The organism is Streptomyces sp. NBC_00096 (genome assembly GCF_045041305.1).
Taxonomy (GTDB): domain Bacteria; phylum Actinomycetota; class Actinomycetes; order Streptomycetales; family Streptomycetaceae; genus Streptomyces.
Window position 1 is genome coordinate 2,241,016 of sequence record NZ_CP108221.1, and the last position, 20,445, is coordinate 2,261,460.

Consider the following 20,445-nt stretch of genomic DNA (forward strand, 5'->3'; position numbering starts at 1 on the left):
CAGCGTGCGCCTGGTGGCCGCACGAGCTGCTGGTGACCTGCGCGGCCGACGCCGCCACGGTCTACGTCGAAGTGCGGCGGGACGCGGCCTGTACGTGGAGGTCCGGCGCGGCGGCCGCCGCGGCCTCCTCAAGCGCGCCGCGGATCCCTTCGTCACCGTCCTGGACCCGGCGACGGGCAAATCCGTCCGCCAGTGGGACCCTCCGCCCCCGGCGGCCGGCGACGCCCTCCTGATCGGCGAGCACCTCCTCCTCCCCCACCCCGCCCTCACGGCGTACGCCCTGCCGTAGCCGGAGGCCCGCCGGTCTCCGGGTGCGGGGGCACAGAAGCCCCCATACCCTCCCAAATGTGACTCCGCCGAGAAGCAGGACGAAGAGACGCCCCACCCCCGGAATACCCGCCCGGACCGCCCTCGCCCTCGCCGCCGCGCTCCTCGCGCTCACCGGCTGGTCGACGGCCACCGCCCCGCCCGCCCGGGCCGACGACCCCGTCACCCTGTCCGCGCAGGGGCAGATCACCGACCGCGTGGGCGCCCTGGGCGACCGCAAGGCCGCCGTCACGGCCGCGCTGGACAAGCTGTACGCCGACCGGAAGATCCAGCTCTTCGTCACCTACGTCCGTGACTTCTCCGGACGCTCCGCGCAGAGCTGGGCCGACGCCACCGCCCAGAAGAACGGCCTCGGCCAGAACGACGTCCTGCTGGCCGTCGGCACCGGGGCCCGGCAGTACGCCTATTCGGCCGATTCCGCGTCCGGTTTCACCGCGGAGCAGCTCGCGGCGGTCGCGCGGACCGCCATCGAGCCCGCCCTGAAGGAGAACGACTGGGCGGGCGCCGCGATCGGCGCCGCCAACGGCTACGGCGCGGTCCTGGGCGGGCTGCCCGTGCCGGTGCCCACGATCACCCCCGGCGAGGCCGACCCCGGCGGCGCCTCGGCGAGCGGTGAGAGCGGCGTCGGGGACTTCGTCCTCCCGGTGGTCGCGGTCGGCGCGGCCGGCGCCCTCGGGGCGTACGCGTACACCCGCCGCAAGCGCAGGAACGCGAGCGGCAGCGGCGGCGGCCCGAAGACCACCGGCTGGTCCGGGCAGGACACCCCGCCCGCGCCGCTCGCGCTGCCGGAGCTGGACGCGAAGGCCAAGGCCCTGCTGGTGGGGACCGATGACGCGATCCGCACCAGCACCGAGGAACTCGGCTTCGCCACCGCCCAGTTCGGCGAGGAGGCGGTGGCGGCCTTCACGGCGGCCGTGGAGTACGGGAAGGGCGAGCTGACGGCCGCGTTCCGGCTGCGCCAGCAGCTCGACGACGCCTACCCGGAGGACGACGCCACCCGGCGCCGGATGCTGGACGAGATCGTGGCCCGCTGCACGGAGGCGAGCCGGCGGCTCGACGCCGAGACGGCGGACTTCGACCGGCTGCGGGACCTGGAGAAGAACGCGCCGCAGGCACTCGCGACGGTGGAGGTCCACTTCCGCGAGCTGACGGGCCGTACGACGACGGCGGAGGCGACCCTCACGGCGCTCGGCCGCCAGTACGCGGACTCCGCGTCCGCGCCGGTGGCCTCCAACCCCGAACAGGCCAAGGACCGGCTGCTGTTCGCGACGACCAGCCTCGGCGAGGCCCGGGCCGCGCTCGTCGCCGGCGACAACGGCCGGGCCGCCGTGCACGTCCGGGCCGCCGAGGGCGCCGTGGACCAGGCGACGACCCTGGTCGACGCGGTGGAGCGGCGTGCGCAGGAGCTCGCGGAGGCCGCCGGGAAGCTGACGGGCGCGCTGAACGAGACGGACACCGACCTCGCCGACGCGCGCGGACTGCTGACCGGCACCACCGAGGGCACCTCCACCGCCGATCTGCGCGGCCGGATCAGCCGGGCGGAGGCGGTACTGGCCGACGTACGGCAGGAGCAGGGCGCCGGCCGGTACGACCCGCTGGACGCCCTGCGCCGCGTGGAGGAGGCCGACTCGGCCCTCGACGAGGCGCTGGCCGGGGCCCGCGAGCGCGAATCGGGCCGCCAGCGGGCGGCGGCCCTGCTCGACCAGGCCCAGCTCACGGCCCGCAGCGCGATCGGCGCGGCCGCGGACTACATCACCACCAGCCGGGGCGCGGTGGGCAGTCAGGCCCGCACCCGGCTGGCGGAGGCGCAGCGCCACCTGGAGCGGTCCGCCTCCCTGTCGGGTCCGGACCCGGCGGGCGCCCTCGCCGAGGCCCAGCAGGCGGACTCGCTCGCGCGCCAGGCGCAGCAGCTGGCCGAGCAGGACGTGAGGGGGTACCAGAACCCGTACGGCGGTGGCGGCCGGCAGCAGGGCGGCGGCATGAGCGGCGCGGTGCTCGGCGGGATCATCCTCGGCGAAATCCTGAACGGCGGCCGGGGCCGGGGCGGAGGCGGCTTCGGCGGGGGCGGGGGCGGGGGCGGCGGCTTCGGCGGCGGTTTCGGCGGGGGCGGCGGCAGCGGTCCCGGCTCCTTCGGCGGCGGCGGAACCCGCGGCCGCATGGGCGGCGGCGGCCGCTTCTGACCCTCCCTCACTTCACCTTCCTCCCCAAGGAGACATGGACATGAGCAAGCAGACCATCCTCGGCCGCGTCACCCAGCTCGCCAAGGCCAACATCAACGCCTTGCTGGACCAGGCGGAGGACCCGCAGAAGATGCTGGACCAGCTGATCCGCGACTACACGAACAACATCTCCGAGGCGGAGCAGGCCGTGGCCACCACGATCGGCAATCTGCGGATGCTGGAGGCGGACCACAAGGAGGACGTGGAGGCGGCCGCGGACTGGGGCGGCAAGGCCCTCGCGGCGAGCAAGAAGGCGGACGAGCTGCGCACGTCGGGATCCGCCGCCGACGCGGACAAGTTCGACAACCTCGCGAAGGTCGCCCTCGGCCGCCAGATGCAGTCGGAGAAGGAGGCGACGACGGCCGAGCCGACGATCGCCGCCCAGACCGAGGTGGTCGACAAACTCAAGTCCGGCCTGGACTCGATGAGGACCAAGCTGACGGAGCTGACGGCGAAGCGCGACGAGTTGGTCTCGCGGGCCAAGACCGCGCAGGCGCAGAACACGATGATGGACGCGGTCAAGAACATCGACGTGATGGACCCGACGAGCGACCTCAACCGCTTCGAGGAGAAGGTCCGCCGCGAGGAGGCCATGGCCCTGGGCAAGCAGGAACTGGCCGCTTCCTCCCTGGACGCCCAGTTCGAGTCCCTGGACGACCTCGGCAAGACCTCGGAGATCGAGGCCCGGCTGGCCGCCCTGAAGGCGGGCAGGGCCGCCTGACGGCTCACCAGGGGATGCGGACCCGGACGCCGAGGGCCTGGATCCGTTCCCGGCCCTCCTCGGGAAGGCGCAGCACCAGGTCCTCGCCGACGACCCCGTTGCGCCGCCAGATCCCGTAGAGGCTCTCCCGCGCCGCGTCGGCCACCTCCAGGTCCCGGTCGACGGCGGCGCCCATCAGGGACTCCACGACGGGTCGGGTGCGCATCGTGCCCACGGCTTGGGCGATCCCGGCCCGTTGCCCGGCCGGGACCTCCGGGTCGGCGAGCAGGCGCAGGAGCTCGGCCGTGGCGCGGGAGTCCTGGCGGGGCAGCACCAGGATCACGTAGCCGAGCTGCGCGGCCAGCAGGATCAGGTACAGGTGCGGGACGAACAGGAGCATCGGCAGCGCCGGGACCAGCGGGAGCACCACCATCCAGCCGCCCCGGATCCGCAGGGGGCCGCCGGTCGGCGGCTCGAAGCGGCGGCCGGCCAGCGGGAGGATCACGGCCATGGTCGCGACCGTCAACAGCGGCACCGCCACCGCCAACACCCGCAGCGCCAACTCGAAGTCCAGGATCCTGACCCTGACCCCCGACTCGGCAGCGGCCACCACGGCCACCACGGCCCCCACTCCGACGAACGCGGTCACGACGTACCGCCACAGGGCAGCCCAGATCCACCGGCCCGTACTCATTCCCGCATCCCCGTTCCTTGCCCGACCCGTACGACCCGTACGCCCCGCGCCCCGCGCCCCGCGCCCCGCGCCCCGCGCCCCGCGCCCCGACGGATCCCCTACCCGTACATGCTCAGCAGCTGCTCCGCCGAGAGTTCCGTCAGCGACTCCGCCACCGCGCCCGGCAGCGGGAGTTCGAACCAGACCGTCTTGCCCCGGTGGGTGCGGCGGGTGCCCCAGCCCGCCGAGAGCAGGCCGACCAGCTGGAGGCCGCGGCCGCCCTCGTCCGTATCGCGCGCGCGGCGGCGGCGGGGCTGGACCAGGTTGGCGTCCCAGACCTCGCAGACGAGGGTCCGGTCCAGCAGGAGGCGCAGCCTGATCTCGCCCTCGCCGTACCGCAGGGCATTGGTGACGAGCTCGCTGACCAGCAGTTCCGTGGTGTCCAGCAGCCCCTCCAGGCCCCACGCGGGCAGCTTCGCCCGGGCCAGCTCGCGCGCCCGGCCCACCGAGCGGGCCTCGCGCGGCAGCTGCCAGTCGCCGACCGCGTCCACCGGGAGGCCCTGGACCCGGGCCATGAGCAGGGCGATGTCGTCCTCGCCGTGCCGGGTGTCCAGGGTGTTCAGGACGTGGTCGCAGACCTCCTCCAGCGGCCGGCCGGGGTCCGCCAGCGCGTCGCGCAGGCCACGCAGGCCTTCGTCCAGCGGGTGGTCCCGCGATTCGACCAGGCCGTCGGTGTACAGGGCGAGCAGGGCCCCCTCGGGCAGTTCCACCTCGACCTCCTCGAAGGGTTCCCCGCCCACGCCCAGCGGCATCCCGGTCGGGATCTCCAGCAGCAGTCCGGGCCTCGGCCGGGCGCCCTCCTCCACCGGTTCCACCAGCACGGGCGGCATGTGGCCCGCGTTGGCTATGGTGCAGCGGCGCGTCACCGGGTCGTAGACGGCGTAGACGCACGTCGCGAGGTAGACCTCCGAGCGGTCGGCGTCCCGCGAGTGCAGCGCGGCCCGTGACGCCTGCTGGGAGCCGCCGGGCGCCCCGAGGCCCCGGGCGATCTCGTCGAGCGCGGTCAGCACCTCGGCCGGTTCCAGGTCCAGCAGCGCGAGCGTCCGTACCGCGGTGCGCAGTTCGCCCATGGCCACGGCCGCGCGCAGTCCCCGGCCCATGACGTCGCCGACGACCAGGGCCGTGCGGTGGCCGGGCAGCTCGATGACGTCGAACCAGTCGCCGCCGACCTCGGTGGCCGCGTTCCCGGGCAGGTAGCGGCAGGCGATGTCGAGTCCGGCGGCCTCCGGGTCGCCGGGGGGCAGCAGGCTTCGCTGCAGTATCAGCGCGCGCTCGTGCTCGCGCCGGTAGAGCCGTGCGTTGTCGATGCACACGGCCGCCCGCGCGGCGAGCTCCACCGCGACCGCCCGGTCGCGTTCGCCGAAGGGCTCGCTGCCCTTCGTGCGGGAGAACTGCGCGAGCCCGACCACCGTGTCGTGCGCGACCAGCGGGACGACGAGCGTGGACTGGACGAGGTCGCCGGACTCCGGTCCGCCGCCCTCCACCAGCCGCGGCCGCGCCGTGCGCAGCGCGAGCGCGCCCGGCGATCCGGCCGGATAGCGGTGGATCTCCCCTACGGAGACCAGCGCGCCGGGACCCGACAGCGGCGCGTCCGACACCGCCGAGGCGAAGGCGACCCGCCGCAGCGGCGCCGAGGGCGCGCGTCCCGTGCCCTGGCCGGGGAGGCTGGGCAGCCCGGGGCCCTGGGGGCGGGCCGGGCGGTCGTCGTCGCCCAGGAGCAGCCCCTGGTAGAGGTCGACGGCGGCCAGGTCGCAGAAGCCCGGGACGGTGACGTCGAGGAGTTCGCGGGCGGTGGTCTCCAGGTCCAGGGAGTTGCCGATGCGGTGTCCGGCCTCGTTGAGCAGGGCCAGGTTGCGCCGGACCCCGGCGGCCTCGCGGGCGGCGAGGTGGCGGCGGGTCACGTCGATGCCGAGGCCGGCGACGCCGACGGGGCGGCCCGTGCCGCCGTGGACGCGGTAGAGGTTGATGGACCAGTGGCGGTTCTCCCGGCTGCCGGGGGCGGCGCCGGTGATCTGGAGGTCGTTGACCGATTCGCCGGTCTCCAGGACCCTGCGCAGCGCCTCGGCCATCCGGTCGGCCTCGTGCGGGGGCAGGTAGTCGTGGACGGTGCGGCCGCGGTGTTCCTCGGCGGCGCCGCCGAAGACGGTCGCGAAGCGGCGGTTGGCGCGCTGCACGGTGAGGTCGGTGCCGAAGAGCAGGAACCCGAAGGGTGATTGACCGAATATCGCCTGCGAGGCCGCCAGATCGGATTCGATCCGCCGCAGCGCCCGTACGTCGACCACGACGCAGAGCGCGGCCCGCTCGGCGGATTCGGTCTGGGTGGGCATCACATAGATCTCAGCCACCCCGTGCGCACCGTCGCCGCCGGGGATCCGGAAGGGGATCAGGCCGGTCCACTCCTTGCCGTCGAGAATCTCGGCCACCCGGCGGTGCCCGCCGGCCCGGAGCTCCGGGGGCATGAAGGCGTCGACCGGGTCGCGGCCGACGGCTTGCACCGCGGTCAGCCCGAAGATCTCCTCGGCGCGCAGACTCCATTGGTCGATCAGCCCGTCCGGACCGATCGAGAAGGAAGCGACCTTTATGTAGTCATATATCGAGCCAGGCGGGCTGCTGTGCCACAGGGAGTCGTGCCAGGTGTCCCCGGACGCCTCCCCGGACGCACGGGCCTGATGTGCCTGTACAGGTATCTCGCTCACGCGACCGTCCCCTCCAGCTCACCGCAACCGGACCGGCCATGACCGAAGTATTCAGCACCACGGCGCTCTACGACACGACCTTCGCGATCACAAAAGGATCCCGTTGTTTTCCGGCCAAGCCGTGTGCCGGTCGACTGCCCCTCACCTTGTTACTCACCAGGAAGAGCCAATTCGAACCACACGGTCTTGCCCGACTTCCCGTGCCGGGTCCCCCAGCGCTGCGCCGAGACCGCCACCAGATGCAGCCCCCGGCCACCCTCGTCATCGGGCTCGGCGGTGCGCGCGAGGGGCGGATCCGGAAGCGGATCCGAAACCTCCACGAGAAGTGCCGGACCCGGGGTGGCATCCGCGACGGCTGGATTGCGCCGTACGAGACGGACCCCGATGGGGCCGGAGGCATAGCGCAGCGAGTTGGTGACCAGCTCGCTGACCAGCAGGACGGTGACGTCCCCGACGGAGTCGAGGCCCCACTCGCGCAGGGCCCCGCGCACCGCGTGGCGGGCGGTGCGAACGGCCCCCGGTTCGGCAGGAAAGGCCCACTCGGCGCATTCACCGTCTGTGTCGATCACGCCGATCACTTCCCGGGCCGGCTGGCGACCCCAGTCCGGTTCGACAGGGAGAACAGAACCTCGTGTACAAGTACGAGATAGGGATTAATAGCGACATACCCGATATTCGGGGCGTCGTACCACTCGGTCACCCACGGACCGGCGCACTGCGGCGCAGACGGCCTACGGCGTGCGCGTCACGCGCCCCTTCGCGCACCGTCGGAGCGCAGCTCGGAGCGCGGCGCGGAGCTCAGCCCGGAGCCCAGCCGGCGCCCCACCTCGGCGACGGCCGGGCGGTCCTGGTCGAGCCAGTCCACCGAGTCCAGCTCCCCGGGCCCGAGCCAGCGCAGTTCGTCGTGGTCCTCCAGCGGGAGCGGGTCGCCCGACAGCAGCCGGGCCGTCCACACCTGCAGGACGAGTCCGGGCTTCAGCGGCCACTCCCCCGGGATCCGCTCCAGCGCCTCGGTCTCGACGCCGAGCTCCTCGCGCAGTTCGCGCACCAGCGCCTCGGGCACCGATTCGCCCGGCTCGGCCTTGCCGCCCGGGAGCTCCCAGCGGCCGGCGAGCTCCGGGGGCGCGCTGCGGCGGGCCGCCAGCAGGCGCCCCTCATGACAAAGGGCTCCGCCCACGACCACTCGTACAGTCATGGGCGGAGCCTATGGCAGTCGCGGCGGGAGTGCCGCGCGGCTCAGTTCTTGGTGACGGTCGGGCTGGTGGTGCTGCCCTGACCGAGCCGCTCGATCCAGTACAGCTGCTTGCGCCCTCTGCTCTCGAGGCTGTCGGCGACCTTCTGGGCCTCGCCGCGGGTGGAGTACCGGCCCACCCGGTAGCGGTTGCCGTTGTCGTCCTCACGTATGACCAGCCACGGGAGCAGGGCACCGCTGTCGTTCATCGCGTCTCACCCTCCGCCGACGTACCTGCCCGGGAAACCGCATTGCGCATATGCCCGAGCCTACGCCCGACCTTTACTCAGCGGATACGGTTTTTCACGAAGAGGTACCTCGCAGGCGTACGCATCCGGCCATGCGTACGAGTGGGCCGTGCGCGCCGGTTCAGACCCCGCGCACGGTGGGCAGCGGCAGAATCACGGCCCCGCCCGGGGACGCCTTGCGGCAGACGTCCCCGCAGGTCGCGTCGAGGGAACAACAGAGCGAGCAGATCGGGCCGGACTGGACGGGGCAGTCGGCGATGTCGGGGAGCTCGTACGCGCTCTCGCAGACGGAGCAGAGATGCGTGGCGGTGACGTCCCCGACCTCCACGCCGGGGCCGTTGACCGTGTTCGGCCTGGCCAGGTAGTACTTCCCCTTCGTCGCCCACGCGATCAACGGGCAGAGGACGAGCGCGAGTCCGGCCGCGATGAACGTGGAGAAGGCCTCGGCGTACGTCCCGAAAAGACCGAAGAAGGCGAGGATCGAGACGGTGGAGGCGATCACCATCGAACCGAAACCCGCCGGGTTGACGGAGTAGAGGTAGGCGCGCTTGAACTCGATGTAAGGCGGGCTGAGTCCGAGCCGCTTGTTGATCACGAGGTCGGCGGCCACGGCGACGATCCAGGCGATGCCGACGTTGGAGTAGAAGCCCAGCAGCTTGCCGAGCATCGAGAACATGTTCAGTTCCATCAGCGTCAGCGCGATGCCGAGGTTGAGGAAGATGTACCAGACCCGGCCGGGGTGGCGGTGGGTGACGCGGGAGAAGAAGTTCGACCAGGACAGCGAACCGCTGTAGGCGTTCGTGACGTTGATCTTGATCTGCGATACGACGACGAACAGGGCGGCGACGGGCAGCGCGAGGCTGCCGAGCCACGGGCGCAGCGCCTCCAGCTGCGGGGCGATCGGCTCCAGCGCGTGGGTCTTGCCCACCGCCTCCAGGGCGACGAAGGCGAGGAAGGCCCCGCCGAGCTGCTTGGCCGCGCCGATGATCACCCAGCCGGGGCCGGCGGCGAGCACGGCGAGGTTCCAGCGGCGGCTGTTGGCCGGGGTCTTGGCGGGCATGAACCGCAGGTAGTCGGCCTGCTCGCCGATCTGCGCGATGAGCGAGAGCGCTATGCCGGTGCCGAATCCGAAGCCGATCCAGGAGAAGCCGGAGCCGGCCCCCTCCGTCCCGCCGAAGTGCGCGAAGGCGCCCCAGGCGTCGGGGGCCTTGAAGGCGAGCACGAGGAAGGGCAGGACCAGCCCGATCAGCCAGATCGGCTGGGTCCAGGCCTGCACCTTGGCGAGGGCGCCCATGCCCTTGAAGACGATCGGGATGACCACGAGGGTGGTGAGGAGGTACCCGATCTGCACCGGCAGCCCGACGGCCTGGTGCATGGCCTGGGCCATGATCGACCCTTCGAGGGCGAAGAAGATGAAGGTGAAGGAGGCGTAGATGAGGGAGGTGAGGGTGGAGCCGAAGTACCCGAAGCCCGCGCCCCGGGTGACCAGGTCCATGTCCAGGCCGTACTTGGCGCACGCGCGGGCGATGGGGATCCCGGTCAGGAAGATCACGACGGCGGCCGCCAGGATCGCGGCGGCCCCGCTGGTGAATCCGTAGGCGAAGACGATGGAGGCGCCGATGGCGAAGTCGGCGAGGTAGGCGATCCCGCCGAGCGCCGTGCCGGCGACCGTGGCTGGGCCCCAACGGCGGAAGGAGTGGGGCGCGTACCTGAGCGAGTAGTCCTCGCGGCTCTCGTCGGCGGCGAGCTTGGCGTAGCTCCTGCGGGGCGGCGCGGGGGCAGGGGCGGGGGCGAAGGTATCGGTCATACCGTCGGAAGGTAGGCCCCGCACGTGACGGCCCCGCGCCCTCGGGCATTGCCCGGCGGTTACACCCCCGGCCCCCGCGTCACGGCGGGGTTACACCCCCCGGACCCCACTGTCCGCCTACCGGTGCGGCGCCGGTCCCGGGGGCCGGCCGGATCCGGCCCCGCCGGCGATCGAGGCGCGGGGTCCGGGGCGGAGCCCCGGGAAGCCGGGCCTCGGGGTCACCTCAGCGGCAGCGTCACCCGAGGCCCGGGGTCCCGGGCGGAGCCCCGGGAAGCCGGGCCTCGGGGTCACCGCACCGGCAGGTGGTACGCCAGGCGGTACCGGTCGGCCGGGACGACGACGTCCGCGGTCTCCACGGCCCGCCCGGACGCGAAGTACGTGCGCCCGATCACCAGCACCACATGCCCCGGCACCCCGCCGAGCAGCACGCTCTCCTCCGCCAGCCCCGGCCGGGCCCCGACCTCCTCCACCACGTTGTCCACGACCACGTCGATCGCGGCCATCCGGTCGACCACGCCCGCGCCGCCGAGCGGCCCCTCCTCCGGCAGCATCACCGGTGTCCGCCCGGTCACCGTCAGCGGCTCCCACGAGGTCGACAGCATCATCGCCTCGCCCGCGTCGCGGTAGACGTACCGCGTCCGCATCACCCGCTCGCCGGGCTCGATGCCGAGCCGTTTCGCGACCTCCTCCGGGGCGGCGACCTGTTCGCTGCTCGAGTCCCAGGTGCCGCGCGCGCCCGCCTCCGCCTGCTCCTGGCGGAAGGGGGTCGAGATCCCGCCCGTGCGGTAGCCGGAGCGGGAGACGCGCCGCGGGACGGGTTGTTCGCGCACGTAGGTGCCGGAACCGGACCGGCCCTCGACCAGGCCCTCCGCCATGAGGACCTTGCGCGCTTCCAGGGCCACCGTGTCGGAGACCCCGTACTCCTCACGGATCCGGGCCTGTGAAGGGAGCCGGGCGTGCGGAGGCAGGGACCCATCGACGATCTTCCGTCGCAGATCCCCGGCGACGCGCAGATAGGCCGGCTGCTCGCCGAAAGTCACTGGCCACTCCCATCAGGTTGACAGACAGCTACACCCTGGCAACCGACGGTTGTCCATCGCAAGCAAGGGCCAGAGTTTCACCCGAAGTGATGAAGCCAGGTCACTCAAACCCACGCGTTACGGGAACAGCACCCCATGCCGCGGGGACGCCGCCGAGGCCGGCTGCACCAACGGCTCCTCCGGCGAACCACCGGACCCACCCGAACTCCCAGGCTCACCCGACCCACCCGGCTCGGCCGCCCCACCCGTCCCGCCCTCATCGTGCCCGTCCAGCCAGTCGGGAACCGTCGTCGACAGCCCGTACGCCCCGCGCAGCGCCTGCTCCGTCGAAACGGGCATCTCGGCGAGCGCCCGGTCCCACGCGTCCACGAACCCGTCCCCGGTCACCTCGCGCGCCGCCCGCTGCCACTCCCGCCGCGCCGCCTCCACCCGGTCCCGCTGCGCCCGGGCCGGCCCGGCCACCCCCGGCCGCTCCGTCGCCCCGTCCAGCATCCGCGCCTCGGAGGCCAGCGCGTCGTCCATCTCCCGCGCCCACGCCCGGTACTCGTCCAGCGCCTCGTCCACGCCCGCGTCGGGCGCGTGCCCGAGCGCCTGGTCCGCCTCGTTCATCACGTGCAGGAAGGTCACCTGGTCGGGATCGAGCATTCCGGCATCCTTGCGCAGGCTGCCCCGGTGCTCCTGCTCCGCCGTGCCGATCACGCACACGACCCGCCGGTCGCCCTCGTCCCAGCTCCCGCGCGAGGGGGCGAAGTAGAACATCTCCGCGTACGGGGGCAGCGCCCAGGTGTCCATCGCGTACGCGTCCTGCGCGTGCCAGCAGTCCCGCGCCGCCGTCTGCTTCAGCTCGTCCTCGCCCGGGAACCGCGGCCCGCTCAGCGACATCGCGGAGGTGACCTCCGCGTCGTGGATCTCCGTACAGGCGATCCGGTACACGAAGGGGTCCTCGGCGAGCAGGTCCCCGCCGGGGACGTTGAAGCACTGGCCGACGCCCAGCTCGTCGCTGTCGGTCAGCTCGCCGGCCACGTCCTCGTACGGCTCCGCCGCCCCCATCGCGCGGGCCCGCTCGAAGAGGCCGTCCGCGGCCCGCTCCACGGCGAGGAACAGGACGCCGGTCATCACCACCGACACCACCAGGCCGCAGACGGCGAGCGCCCTGCCCCGCTCGTCCTTCCTGGCGATCTGCACGAGTGCCACGATCGCGAAGACGATTCCGAGGGGCGGGAAGCAGAGCAGCCCGACGAGCAGGGAGGCGAGCGCGAAGCCGTTGAGCACGGGCGGGCCGTACGCGTACTCCTGCGGGGGCGGCGGCCAGGAGTGCGGGGGCTGGTTGCTCACGGGTCGGGGTGCTCCATCAAGGCGTGGCGGCTGCGGCGACGGAAGCGTTCGCTCAAGTAGGTGCGCGAACGAATGCGCGAATAGTACGCAGCGGGGGCGACCGTCGAAACGGTCGCCCCCGCGGTTCATCGCCCAGCTGTTTCACATGGCGGTCCGGACCCGGACCGGGCGGCGCGCAAGGCGGCCCGGAAGGCGGATCAGAACTGGAGTGCCCAGGAGTCGATCTTGCCGGTGTCGACGCTCGCGAGGTCGGCGACCCGCAGCTTCCACACGCCGTTGGCCACCTCGGCGGAGGCGTTCACGGTGAAGGTCTGGATGATGTCGTCCGCGCTGCCGCCGGCGCGGTTGCGCAGGTTGTAGACCGTGCCGTCGGGGGCGACCAGGTCGACCTTCAGGTCACCGACGTAGGTGTGCTTGATGTCGACCGGGACGCTCAGCGTGGCCGGGGCGTTGCCGGAGATCCCGCTGACGGTGATCGGCGACTCGACCGTGGCGTTGTCGTTGACCGCGTAGTCGGCGGTGTTCTCGAAGCGGGTGCCCGGGTTCGGCGGGGTGGTGGAGGTCCCGATGTTGAGCAGCCGGTGCGGGGAGCCGGTGCCGGGGCCGGTGACCACGTTCGGCGTGGCCGCGTTCACCAGTGCCGTGGAGACCTGGGCCGGGGTGGCCGCCGGGTTGGCGCCGAGGTAGAGCGCGGCCGCGCCGACGACGTGCGGGGTCGCCATCGAGGTACCGGAGATGGTGTTCGTGTTGGTGTCGCCGGTGCCCCACGAGGAGGTGATCGCGGATCCGGGGGCGAACAGGTCGAGGATCGTGCCGTAGTTGGAGTAGCTCGCCTTGGCGTCGGTGCTGGTCGTGGCGCCGACGGTGATCGCCTCGGCCACGCGGGCCGGGGACTTGGTGCCGGCGTCGGTGGACTCGTTGCCCGCCGCGACGCCGTAGGTGATGCCGCTGGCTATGGAGTTGCGCACGGCGGTGTCGAGCGCGGAATCCGCGCCGCCGCCGAGCGAGAGGTTGGCCACGGCCGGCTTCACGGCGTGCGCGGTCACCCAGTCGATGCCGGCGACGACCTGGGCGGTCGTGCCCGAGCCGTTGTTGTCGAGCACGCGCACGCCGACGATCTTCGCCTTCTTGGCCACGCCGTACGAGGTGCCCGCGACGGTGCCGGCCACGTGGGTGCCGTGTCCGTGGCCGTCCTGGGCGGTGTTGTCGTTGTCGATGGCGTCGTAGCCGTAGGAGGCCCGGCCGCCGAACTCCGTGTGCGTGATGCGCACTCCGGTGTCGATGATGTACGCCGTCACGCCCTCGCCGGCCTTGTCCGGGTAGGTGTAGCTGCTGTCGAGCGGGAGCGCGCGCTGGTCGATCCGGTCCAGGCCCCAGGAGGGCGGGCTGGGCTGGGTGGCGTCGACGGTGAAGGTGCGGTTCTGCACGACCGACTTGACGGCCGGGTCGGCGGCGAGCTTCCTGGCCTGCGTCTCGGAGACCTCGACGGAGTAGCCGTTGAGGGCCGCGCTGTAGGTCCGGTCGATCCTCGCGCCGTAGCGCTTGGCCACGGTCTTTCCGCTCTCGGCCGTGGAACGGGCGGCCGAGTCGTTCAGGGTCACGATGTAGCTGCCGGAGACGGTGCCCTCGGCGCCGGCGTTCTCGATGACGCCCCGGGGGGCGATCGGGGCCGCCGAGGCGGGTAACGCGGCGGCGGCGCCGAGTGCGAGGGCCAGTGTGGCGGTGGCGCCGATGCCGGCGATCCTCCGGCGGGTGTGACGCATCACGGACATATGGGGGTTCCTCTGCGTAGGTGGTGCGTGCGGGGGGTGCGCGGCGGCTCCGGGGGACCATCCGGACACGGCTAATTTCGGCATGCCCATGACAAACAATTCGGCCCAACGGTGCGCCGCTGACGAAAGGTTGACCCACCGACTCGCCTCCCCACAAGAGGACAACGAACGCGTAACATCCATGCCATACGTCAGCCATGAACGAGCAAAGGCGCTCCGCACATGACCCACGCACTGCCCGGTTACGTCTGCGCCGAAGACGGCACCCGCGCCGACGCGCGGACCGCGCCCTGGTGCTGCCCGGTCTGCGGCGGCCCGTGGGACCTCGACTTCACCCCCGACCCGAACGCTCCGCTGGAACCGGCGGCCGGCCCCAACTCGCTCTGGCGCTACGGCTCGGCGCTGCCCCTGACCGGAGCGTTCGCCGTGACGCTGGCGGAGGGGAACACCCCGCTGGTGCCGCTGGCGGAGCGGGTGCACGCCAAGCTCGACTTCCTGATGCCGACGCTGTCGTTCAAGGACCGGGGCGCGGTGATGCTCGCGGAGCTGGCCCGGCGGCTGGCTCCCCGGCGGGTGGTGGCGGACAGCAGCGGCAACGCCGGGACGGCGTTCGCTGCGTACTGCGCACGGGCCGGGCTGGAGTGCGAGGTCTTCGTGCCGGAGGGCACCTCGGCGAAGAAGACCGAGCAGATGCGCGCGCACGGAGCGGCGGTGCGGGTGGTGCCCGGCGGTCGCGAGGCGGCGGCGGCCGCCGCGCGCGAGGCGGCCGACCTCCCGGGGGTGTTCTACGCCAGCCACGTCTTCAACCCGTACTTCCTGCACGGCACGAAGACGTACGTGTACGAGGTCTGGGAGGCCCTGGGAGGCCATCTCCCCGAAGTGCTGGTGGTCCCGGTCGGCAACGGCACGCTGCTGCTCGGGGCCGCACTGGCGGTGGAGGAACTGGCCCGCCGCGGGGTCCGCCCGCCCACGCTGATCGCCGTCCAGTCCGCGGCGGTGGCCCCGCTGGCCGCCGCCTTCCACGCGGGCGCCGAGGACGCCGGAGCCGTTCCCCAGCTCCCCACCCTGGCCGAGGGCATCGCGATCCCGGCCCCGCCGCGGGCCCGCCAGATCCTGGCGGCCGTCCGCAAGTCCGGCGGCACCTTCCTGACCGTCACGGACGACGCCGTCCGGGCGGCCCAGCTCGACCTCGCCGGGCGCGGCCTCTTCGTGGAACCCACGGCCGCCGCCTGCTGGGCCGCGGTCGGCCCCACCGCCGCCGGCAACCCCCTCCAGGACCGCACCGCGGTGATCCCGCTCTGCGGGGCGGGCGCCAAGACGGGCCTGGCGGCGCCCGCGGTCTGAGCGGGCCGATGGGTGTGCGGGCCAACGACATAGGCTCCGCGCCATGCAGAGCTCAACGACCCGCGTCTGGATCGCCCTCTCCCTCGTCTACGTCGTCTGGGGTTCGACCTACCTCGGCATCCGGATCGTCGTCGGGACCATGCCCCCGTTCCTCTCCGCCGGGGCCCGCTTCATCACCGCCGGGGCCCTCCTCGCCGGGCTCGTCGCCTGGCGCCACGGCCCGGCGGCCCTCAAGGCCACCCGCGCCCAGGTGGGTTCCGCCGTCCTCGTCGGCCTGCTGCTGGTCCTCGGCGGCAACGGCCTCGTCGTGCTCGCCGAGACCACGGTCCCCTCCGGCCTCGCCGCCCTCCTGGTGGCCGCCGTACCGATGTGGCTGGTCGTCCTGCGCGCCGCCTCCGGCGACCGCCCCCCGCCCCGCACCCTGGCCGGGGTGCTGCTGGGCCTGGGCGGGCTCGCCGTCCTGACCAGCCCGGGCTTCGGCGGCGAGATCGGGCTCGGCGGGGTGCTGCTGGTGCTCGCCGGCTCGGTGCTCTGGTCGCTCGGCTCCTTCTCGGCCGCGAAGCTGACCCTGCCCGCGGACCCCTTCACCGGCAGCGCGTACCAGATGCTCGCGGGCGGGGCCGGCGGGATCGCCGTCGGGCTGTGCCGCGGCGAGCAGCACGGCCTGGACCCCGCCTCGTACTCCACCGCCTCCTGGCTGGCCCTGGGCTACCTCGTGCTGTTCGGCTCGCTCGTCGGTTTCACCGCGTACGTGTGGCTGCTGCGGGCAGCCCCGCTCTCGCTGGTGGCCACGTACGCCTACGTGAATCCCGTCGTGGCCGTCGCCCTCGGCTGGCTGATCCTCGACGAGGCCCTGACCTGGCCGATCCTGCTCGGCGGCGCGATCGTGGTGGCGGCGGTCTGCGTGATCGTACGCACCGAGCGCCGCGGCTGACCCGGCGCCGGGCCCGCCCGCGGCCGTCGGCCGTGAGCCGTGAGCCGTGAGCCCCCGGCCCCGGGCCCCCGGCCCTCAGGCCTTCCCCGCCGCCTTCGCCCTCGCCTTGACGGCCCGCTGGTACAGCGCCTTCGCCCGGTCGTCGAAGAGGGCGGCCGTCGAGTCCACGTCCGTGTCCCCGCCGCTCAGCACCCCGATCAGCTGCCCCGGCCGCCCCGGCCCGCCCCGGTCGGCGATCCACGGGCTGCCGCTGGTCCCCGTCCAGAAGCCGGAGCACTTGATGTAGAGCATGGCCGGGTCGTCCTCGTCGTGGCGGCTCTGCGTCGTACAGGCGACGGGCTTGTTCTGGGGGTTGTGCTGCGATTCCGGATAGCCGACGACGGTCACCTCCCGGTCGTAGCCGGAGGTCCAGGCGGGCTTCGGGGCCTCACCGTGTCCGACGACGTCCTGCAGGCTGCGCCCGTCCTTGTCCGGGTCGACGCTGAGGAAGGCGAAGTCGGCGGTGTCGTCGCCCCACTTCGTCCAGCGGTCGTCGACCTGGATGGAGCGCACCTTCCACACCCCCAGGGGCTGCTTCCCGGAGCCCTCCCCGGAGAAGGCGGGGGCGAAGGCGAGCTCGCCGATGGCCAGCCCGTCGTGCGCGACCTCGCCGGGCTGCCCGGCCTCGCCCGCGGGGGCCACGCAGTGCGCGGCGGTGGCCACCACGTTGCCCTGCGGGCTGTCGACGACGCTGGCCGTGCACCAGTGCTCACCGTTGGCCATGAGCACGCCGACGGTGGGGAAGGGGATCGCGCCGACGTCCTCGTAGCCGCCGGAGGCCTTCACGAACACCAGCGCGAGCAGGGCCGCGACCCCGGCGACGGCGGCTGAGACGATGCCCTTGGCCCCGGTCACCGGGAGGCGGCGGCGCCGGCGCTGCCGCTCCCGGTCGGCCGCGGTTTCGGGGCGGGGGTCGGCGCGGACATCACCTTGCTGATCCACTCCAGTACGCCCTCCCGCATCCCGCGTACGTACGACTTGCCGTTGTGCTCACCATCCTGGATCACCTGCAGACGGGTGTGCACGGGGCCCTTCCCGTACTCCTGCATGAACTTCTCGGCCTTCTCCCGGCCGCTCTCCTCGGTGCCGATCTGGAAGTTGATGTAGACGTCCGGGCCGCCCGCCTCGATCAGCTTCGCGGCCAGCTTCTCCGGGTTGTTCTCGTCCATGGCCTGCGTGTTCCCCTTCCACAGCGGGGAATCGGGGACGATGTCGACCCCGCTCGCGATGGCCGCCTTGAAGCGTTCGGGGTACTTCAGCACGTGCTTGAAGGCTCCGAATCCTCCCGCCGAGGATCCCATGAAGGCCCAGCCGTCCCGGGAGGTGAACGTCCGGAAATTGGCCTTGGTGAAATCCGGGATGTCTTCGACCATCCAGGTGCCCATCTTGGGCTCTCCGGGGATGTCCGAGGCATCGAAATGGTGCTTGGTGTCGGCGTTGTGCACCGGCATGACCAGGATGAAGGGCAGGCTCGTACCGGCCTTCGCCCCGTCGCTCACGGCCTTCTGGAGGCCGAGGCCGGGGCCGGTCCCCCAGTAGTTCGTGGGGTAGCCGCGGCCGCCGGGCAGGGAGATCAGGACGGGGAAGGCGCTGTCGGCGTAGGCCGGGTCGTCGTACTCCTTCGGCACCCACACCCACACGTCGCCCGTGAATCCGGACTTCCTGCCCGTCAGGGTGGTCTTGGCGATCTGGGTTCCGTCCGGCAGCCGGGAGGTGCGGACGAACGCGGCCTTCGGGCCGGTGGGCATGAGCACGCCGGGCCGGACTTCGTGGGCGGCGGATACGGCCGTCCGGGTCTTCTCCCCGAAGGAGATGGGATCGCCCATGTCCGAGAAGAGGCCGTACCGGTAGGCGGCCGTACCGCCCGCGGCCATGGTCAGGGCGAGCCCGCCGCTGATCAGGATCAGGCGCAGACGGCGCTTGGGACGGCGGCCGTCCTGCTGGTCTTGGTGCACGGAATGTTCCCGTTCCTTCTCCGGCGCTCCCGCAGGGGCGCGGGCCGGACCGACTGGTCCCCCCTACATCCATAACAGAGGTATGAACGACCGGATGGGTTGCCTGGGACGGGTGGACGTGGCGCGGGCCACGTCGCTCAGCCCGCTTCGGGCTTCGGACCCTTCAGCACCTTGCTGATCCACTCCAGCGAGCCCTCCTTCATTCCGCGCACGTAGTGCCAGCCGTTGTGCTCGCCGTTCTGGATGTCCCGGATGGTGATCTTGACCGGGCCCCTGGCGTACTTCTGCTGGAACTGCGTCATGCGCTGCTTGCCGCTCTCCTTGGTCCCGATCTGGAAGTTGATGTAGACCTCGGGGCCGTTGCCGTCGATCAGCTTCTGCGCGAGGTTCTCGGGGTTGTTCGCGTCCATCTCCGCCTGGTGTCCCTTCCAGAGCGGGGAGTCGGGAACGATCTCGCCGCCGCTGGCGATCACGGCCTTGAACCTGTCCGGGTGCTGGAGGACCTGCTTCATGCCGACGAAGGCACCGGAGGATGAGCCCATGAAGGCCCAGCCGTCGCGCGATTTGTACGTACGGAAGTTGGCGCGGGTGAAGTCCGGGATGTCCTCGGCGATCCACGTACCCATCTTGGGCTGTCCGGGGATGTCGGAGCCGTCGTAGTAGTACTTGGCGTCCGGGTTGAGCACCGGCATGATCACGACGAACGGCAGGCTGGTGCCGGCCTGGACTCCCTCGCTGATGGCCTTCTGGAGGCCGAGGCTGCGGTCGGACCAGTAGTTGGCCGGGTAGCCGTTGCCGCCGGGGAGCGCGATGAGGACCGGGAAGCCGCTCTTGGCGTACTTCGGGTCGCCGTACTCCTTCGGCGTCCACACCCAGACGTCACCCTCGAAGCCGGACTTGGCGCCCTTGAGGCGGGTCTTGGCGATGATCGTGCCGTCGTCGAGCTTGGTGGTCTGCTTGAACTCCGCGCGCGGGCCGGTCTCCGGCTGCACGTCGGGGTCGCCGGTCGACGCGGGCGGGCTCGCCGGTCCCTGGCCCGGGGTCTTCTCCCCGCTCTCCGTGGCGGCGGGCGGCGGGGTCTTGCCGAAGCTCACCGCGGAACCGTTGCCGGAGAACCAGTCCAGCTTCCAGGCGGCGAAGCCACCGCCGCCGAGGAGGAGCACGAAGGCGAGGGCCGCGCTGATCCACAGCACGCGACGGGAGCGCCCGGGGCGCCCGGGTATGTGCGGGGGGACGTACGCCTCCTGCTCCTGCGCGGGCAGGACCCCGGGCCGATCCGGCCGATCCGGGCGGTACGGCTCGTACTGGCCACCCGGCTCGTAGTGCCCGCCCGGCTGGTACTGCCCGTCCGGCGTGTACGGCTGGTACTGCTGGTGCGGCTGGTCATCGGGCCGCGGGCGCTGCGGGTCCTGGTGCACGAACTTCGCTCCGAACGGTCATGACTGCCCCCCGGTGGGACAGAAGGGACGGGGGTGCCCCCCTAGTCCTGATGCATGAATCCCTCGGACAGTTCCAAAACAGCGCAAAAAACCTGATCCGAATTCAGCTTTCCGGAACCACGGCGCCGGAATTCACCTCAGGGCGTCGAGCGCCCCCGCGCACCGCCCGAGCAGCCCGATGAGCAACTCCCGCTCCTCCCCGGTGAACGCGGCGGCCAGCGCCCGCTCCACCGCCACGGCCCCCGCGTCGGCCACCTCCATCACGGAGCGGCCCTCGTCCGTGAGCCGGGTCTCCAGGACGTTGCGGTGCAGCTCGTGCGGGGTCCGCTCGATGAGGCCGCGCTCCTGGAGGTTCTTCAGCACCGTGTTCATGGTCGGGGGCGTCACCCCGCACAGGCGCGCGAGCGCGGCGGCGGAGATCCCGGGCTTCTCGGAGAGCCAGAGCAGTGCGGCGTACTGCGGAACCGTTACTGCGGCCGGCCGCACCGCCGTGTTCTTGGCCCCGAGGAGCGCCTGCTCGGCGCGCTTGATGTGGGAGCCGATGCGCTCCTCGGCGGGCATGGAAGTCATTCACGCATCATAAAGCCCTTGCATGCATTAGAGCTCTAACTTACATTCGTGCTCAT

Annotated in this window: 18 protein-coding genes; 5 read left to right on the forward strand and 13 right to left on the reverse strand. The window is 72.3% G+C overall.

The window, feature by feature from the left end; all coding sequences use genetic code 11:
• Positions 1 to 13 precede the first annotated feature (13 nt).
• From OG904_RS09515 to OG904_RS09525, 3 genes are read left to right on the forward strand one after another with little or no spacing between them, the layout of a single operon-like run.
• On the forward strand, positions 14 to 289 hold the full coding sequence (locus OG904_RS09515; RefSeq protein ID WP_405489297.1) for a hypothetical protein: 276 nt from the start codon (positions 14 to 16) through the stop codon (positions 287 to 289).
• A gap of 58 nt (positions 290 to 347) precedes the next feature.
• A complete protein-coding gene (locus OG904_RS09520; RefSeq protein WP_405489299.1) occupies positions 348 to 2,507 on the forward strand; it encodes a TPM domain-containing protein in 2,160 nt (719 codons plus the stop codon).
• Positions 2,508 to 2,547: 40 nt separating this feature from the next.
• Positions 2,548 to 3,267 (forward strand): PspA/IM30 family protein, encoded by a 720-nt coding sequence (locus OG904_RS09525; protein WP_405489301.1) that lies wholly within the window; start codon positions 2,548 to 2,550, stop codon positions 3,265 to 3,267.
• A gap of 4 nt (positions 3,268 to 3,271) precedes the next feature.
• Here the strand turns inward: OG904_RS09525 and OG904_RS09530 are convergent, their stop codons facing one another.
• The 9 genes from OG904_RS09530 to OG904_RS09570 all read right to left on the reverse strand — a co-directional run bounded on the left by OG904_RS09530 (position 3,272) and on the right by OG904_RS09570 (position 14,108).
• Positions 3,272 to 3,940, reverse strand: a complete 669-nt coding sequence (locus OG904_RS09530) for a hypothetical protein (protein ID WP_405489303.1) — start codon at positions 3,938 to 3,940, stop codon at positions 3,272 to 3,274.
• A gap of 98 nt (positions 3,941 to 4,038) precedes the next feature.
• Positions 4,039 to 6,675, reverse strand: a complete 2,637-nt coding sequence (locus OG904_RS09535) for a SpoIIE family protein phosphatase (protein ID WP_405489305.1) — start codon at positions 6,673 to 6,675, stop codon at positions 4,039 to 4,041.
• 149 nt (positions 6,676 to 6,824) lie between these two features.
• Positions 6,825 to 7,253, reverse strand: coding sequence for an ATP-binding protein (locus OG904_RS09540; protein ID WP_405489307.1), 429 nt, complete (start codon positions 7,251 to 7,253; stop codon positions 6,825 to 6,827).
• A 167-nt stretch (positions 7,254 to 7,420) separates the two neighbouring features.
• Complete coding sequence (locus OG904_RS09545) at positions 7,421 to 7,870, reverse strand: (deoxy)nucleoside triphosphate pyrophosphohydrolase (protein ID WP_405489309.1); 450 nt, start codon at positions 7,868 to 7,870, stop codon at positions 7,421 to 7,423.
• Between the two features lie 41 nt (positions 7,871 to 7,911).
• Positions 7,912 to 8,115, reverse strand: a complete 204-nt coding sequence (locus tag OG904_RS09550; protein ID WP_405489311.1) for an SPOR domain-containing protein — start codon at positions 8,113 to 8,115, stop codon at positions 7,912 to 7,914.
• Between the two features lie 160 nt (positions 8,116 to 8,275).
• Positions 8,276 to 9,961: a purine-cytosine permease family protein gene (locus OG904_RS09555; protein ID WP_405489313.1), complete on the reverse strand. Its 1,686-nt coding sequence runs from the start codon at positions 9,959 to 9,961 to the stop codon at positions 8,276 to 8,278.
• Between the two features lie 287 nt (positions 9,962 to 10,248).
• Complete coding sequence (locus OG904_RS09560) at positions 10,249 to 11,001, reverse strand: GntR family transcriptional regulator (protein ID WP_405489315.1); 753 nt, start codon at positions 10,999 to 11,001, stop codon at positions 10,249 to 10,251.
• A gap of 117 nt (positions 11,002 to 11,118) precedes the next feature.
• Entirely contained in the window at positions 11,119 to 12,336 is a 1,218-nt protein-coding gene (locus OG904_RS09565; RefSeq protein WP_405489317.1) for a DUF4190 domain-containing protein, read from the reverse strand.
• A 197-nt stretch (positions 12,337 to 12,533) separates the two neighbouring features.
• The gene (locus OG904_RS09570) at positions 12,534 to 14,108 is read right to left on the reverse strand and encodes a S8 family peptidase (protein ID WP_405489319.1); all 1,575 of its coding nucleotides are present in this window, start codon (positions 14,106 to 14,108) and stop codon (positions 12,534 to 12,536) included.
• A gap of 222 nt (positions 14,109 to 14,330) precedes the next feature.
• Here OG904_RS09570 and OG904_RS09575 point away from each other — a divergent pair, with 222 nt between their 5' ends.
• Together OG904_RS09575 and OG904_RS09580 are read left to right on the forward strand one after the other, a co-directional pair.
• Entirely contained in the window at positions 14,331 to 15,452 is a 1,122-nt protein-coding gene (locus OG904_RS09575) for a pyridoxal-phosphate dependent enzyme (RefSeq protein ID WP_405489321.1), read from the forward strand.
• Between the two features lie 43 nt (positions 15,453 to 15,495).
• Positions 15,496 to 16,386, forward strand: coding sequence for an EamA family transporter (locus OG904_RS09580; protein WP_405489323.1), 891 nt, complete (start codon positions 15,496 to 15,498; stop codon positions 16,384 to 16,386).
• A 75-nt stretch (positions 16,387 to 16,461) separates the two neighbouring features.
• On the opposite strand, the gene OG904_RS09585 is transcribed toward OG904_RS09580, so the two are convergent.
• The 4 genes from OG904_RS09585 to OG904_RS09600 all read right to left on the reverse strand — a co-directional run bounded on the left by OG904_RS09585 (position 16,462) and on the right by OG904_RS09600 (position 20,389).
• Positions 16,462 to 17,280: a trypsin-like serine peptidase gene (locus tag OG904_RS09585; RefSeq protein ID WP_405489325.1), complete on the reverse strand. Its 819-nt coding sequence runs from the start codon at positions 17,278 to 17,280 to the stop codon at positions 16,462 to 16,464.
• On the reverse strand, positions 17,277 to 18,380 hold the full coding sequence (locus tag OG904_RS09590; RefSeq protein WP_405489327.1) for an alpha/beta hydrolase: 1,104 nt from the start codon (positions 18,378 to 18,380) through the stop codon (positions 17,277 to 17,279). Before OG904_RS09590 ends, OG904_RS09585 begins: the two co-directional genes overlap by 4 nt.
• Positions 18,381 to 18,517: 137 nt before the next feature.
• A complete protein-coding gene (locus OG904_RS09595) occupies positions 18,518 to 19,642 on the reverse strand; it encodes an alpha/beta hydrolase (protein ID WP_405497898.1) in 1,125 nt (374 codons plus the stop codon).
• A 309-nt stretch (positions 19,643 to 19,951) separates the two neighbouring features.
• A complete protein-coding gene (locus OG904_RS09600) occupies positions 19,952 to 20,389 on the reverse strand; it encodes a MarR family winged helix-turn-helix transcriptional regulator (RefSeq protein WP_405489329.1) in 438 nt (145 codons plus the stop codon).
• Positions 20,390 to 20,445 lie beyond the last annotated feature (56 nt).

Excerpts from the sequence above, each read along its gene's own strand:
- OG904_RS09525 (WP_405489301.1), top strand. The coding sequence starts at position 2,548 with ATGAGCAAGCAGACCATCCTCGGCCGCGTCACCCAGCTCGCCAAGGCC.
- OG904_RS09530 (WP_405489303.1), bottom strand. The coding sequence starts at position 3,940 with ATGAGTACGGGCCGGTGGATCTGGGCTGCCCTGTGGCGGTACGTCGTG.
- OG904_RS09545 (WP_405489309.1), bottom strand. The coding sequence starts at position 7,870 with ATGACTGTACGAGTGGTCGTGGGCGGAGCCCTTTGTCATGAGGGGCGC.
- OG904_RS09550 (WP_405489311.1), bottom strand. The coding sequence starts at position 8,115 with ATGAACGACAGCGGTGCCCTGCTCCCGTGGCTGGTCATACGTGAGGAC.
- OG904_RS09555 (WP_405489313.1), bottom strand. The coding sequence starts at position 9,961 with ATGACCGATACCTTCGCCCCCGCCCCTGCCCCCGCGCCGCCCCGCAGG.
- OG904_RS09570 (WP_405489319.1), bottom strand. The coding sequence starts at position 14,108 with ATGTCCGTGATGCGTCACACCCGCCGGAGGATCGCCGGCATCGGCGCC.
- OG904_RS09575 (WP_405489321.1), top strand. The coding sequence starts at position 14,331 with ATGACCCACGCACTGCCCGGTTACGTCTGCGCCGAAGACGGCACCCGC.
- OG904_RS09580 (WP_405489323.1), top strand. The coding sequence starts at position 15,496 with ATGCAGAGCTCAACGACCCGCGTCTGGATCGCCCTCTCCCTCGTCTAC.
- OG904_RS09600 (WP_405489329.1), bottom strand. The coding sequence starts at position 20,389 with ATGACTTCCATGCCCGCCGAGGAGCGCATCGGCTCCCACATCAAGCGC.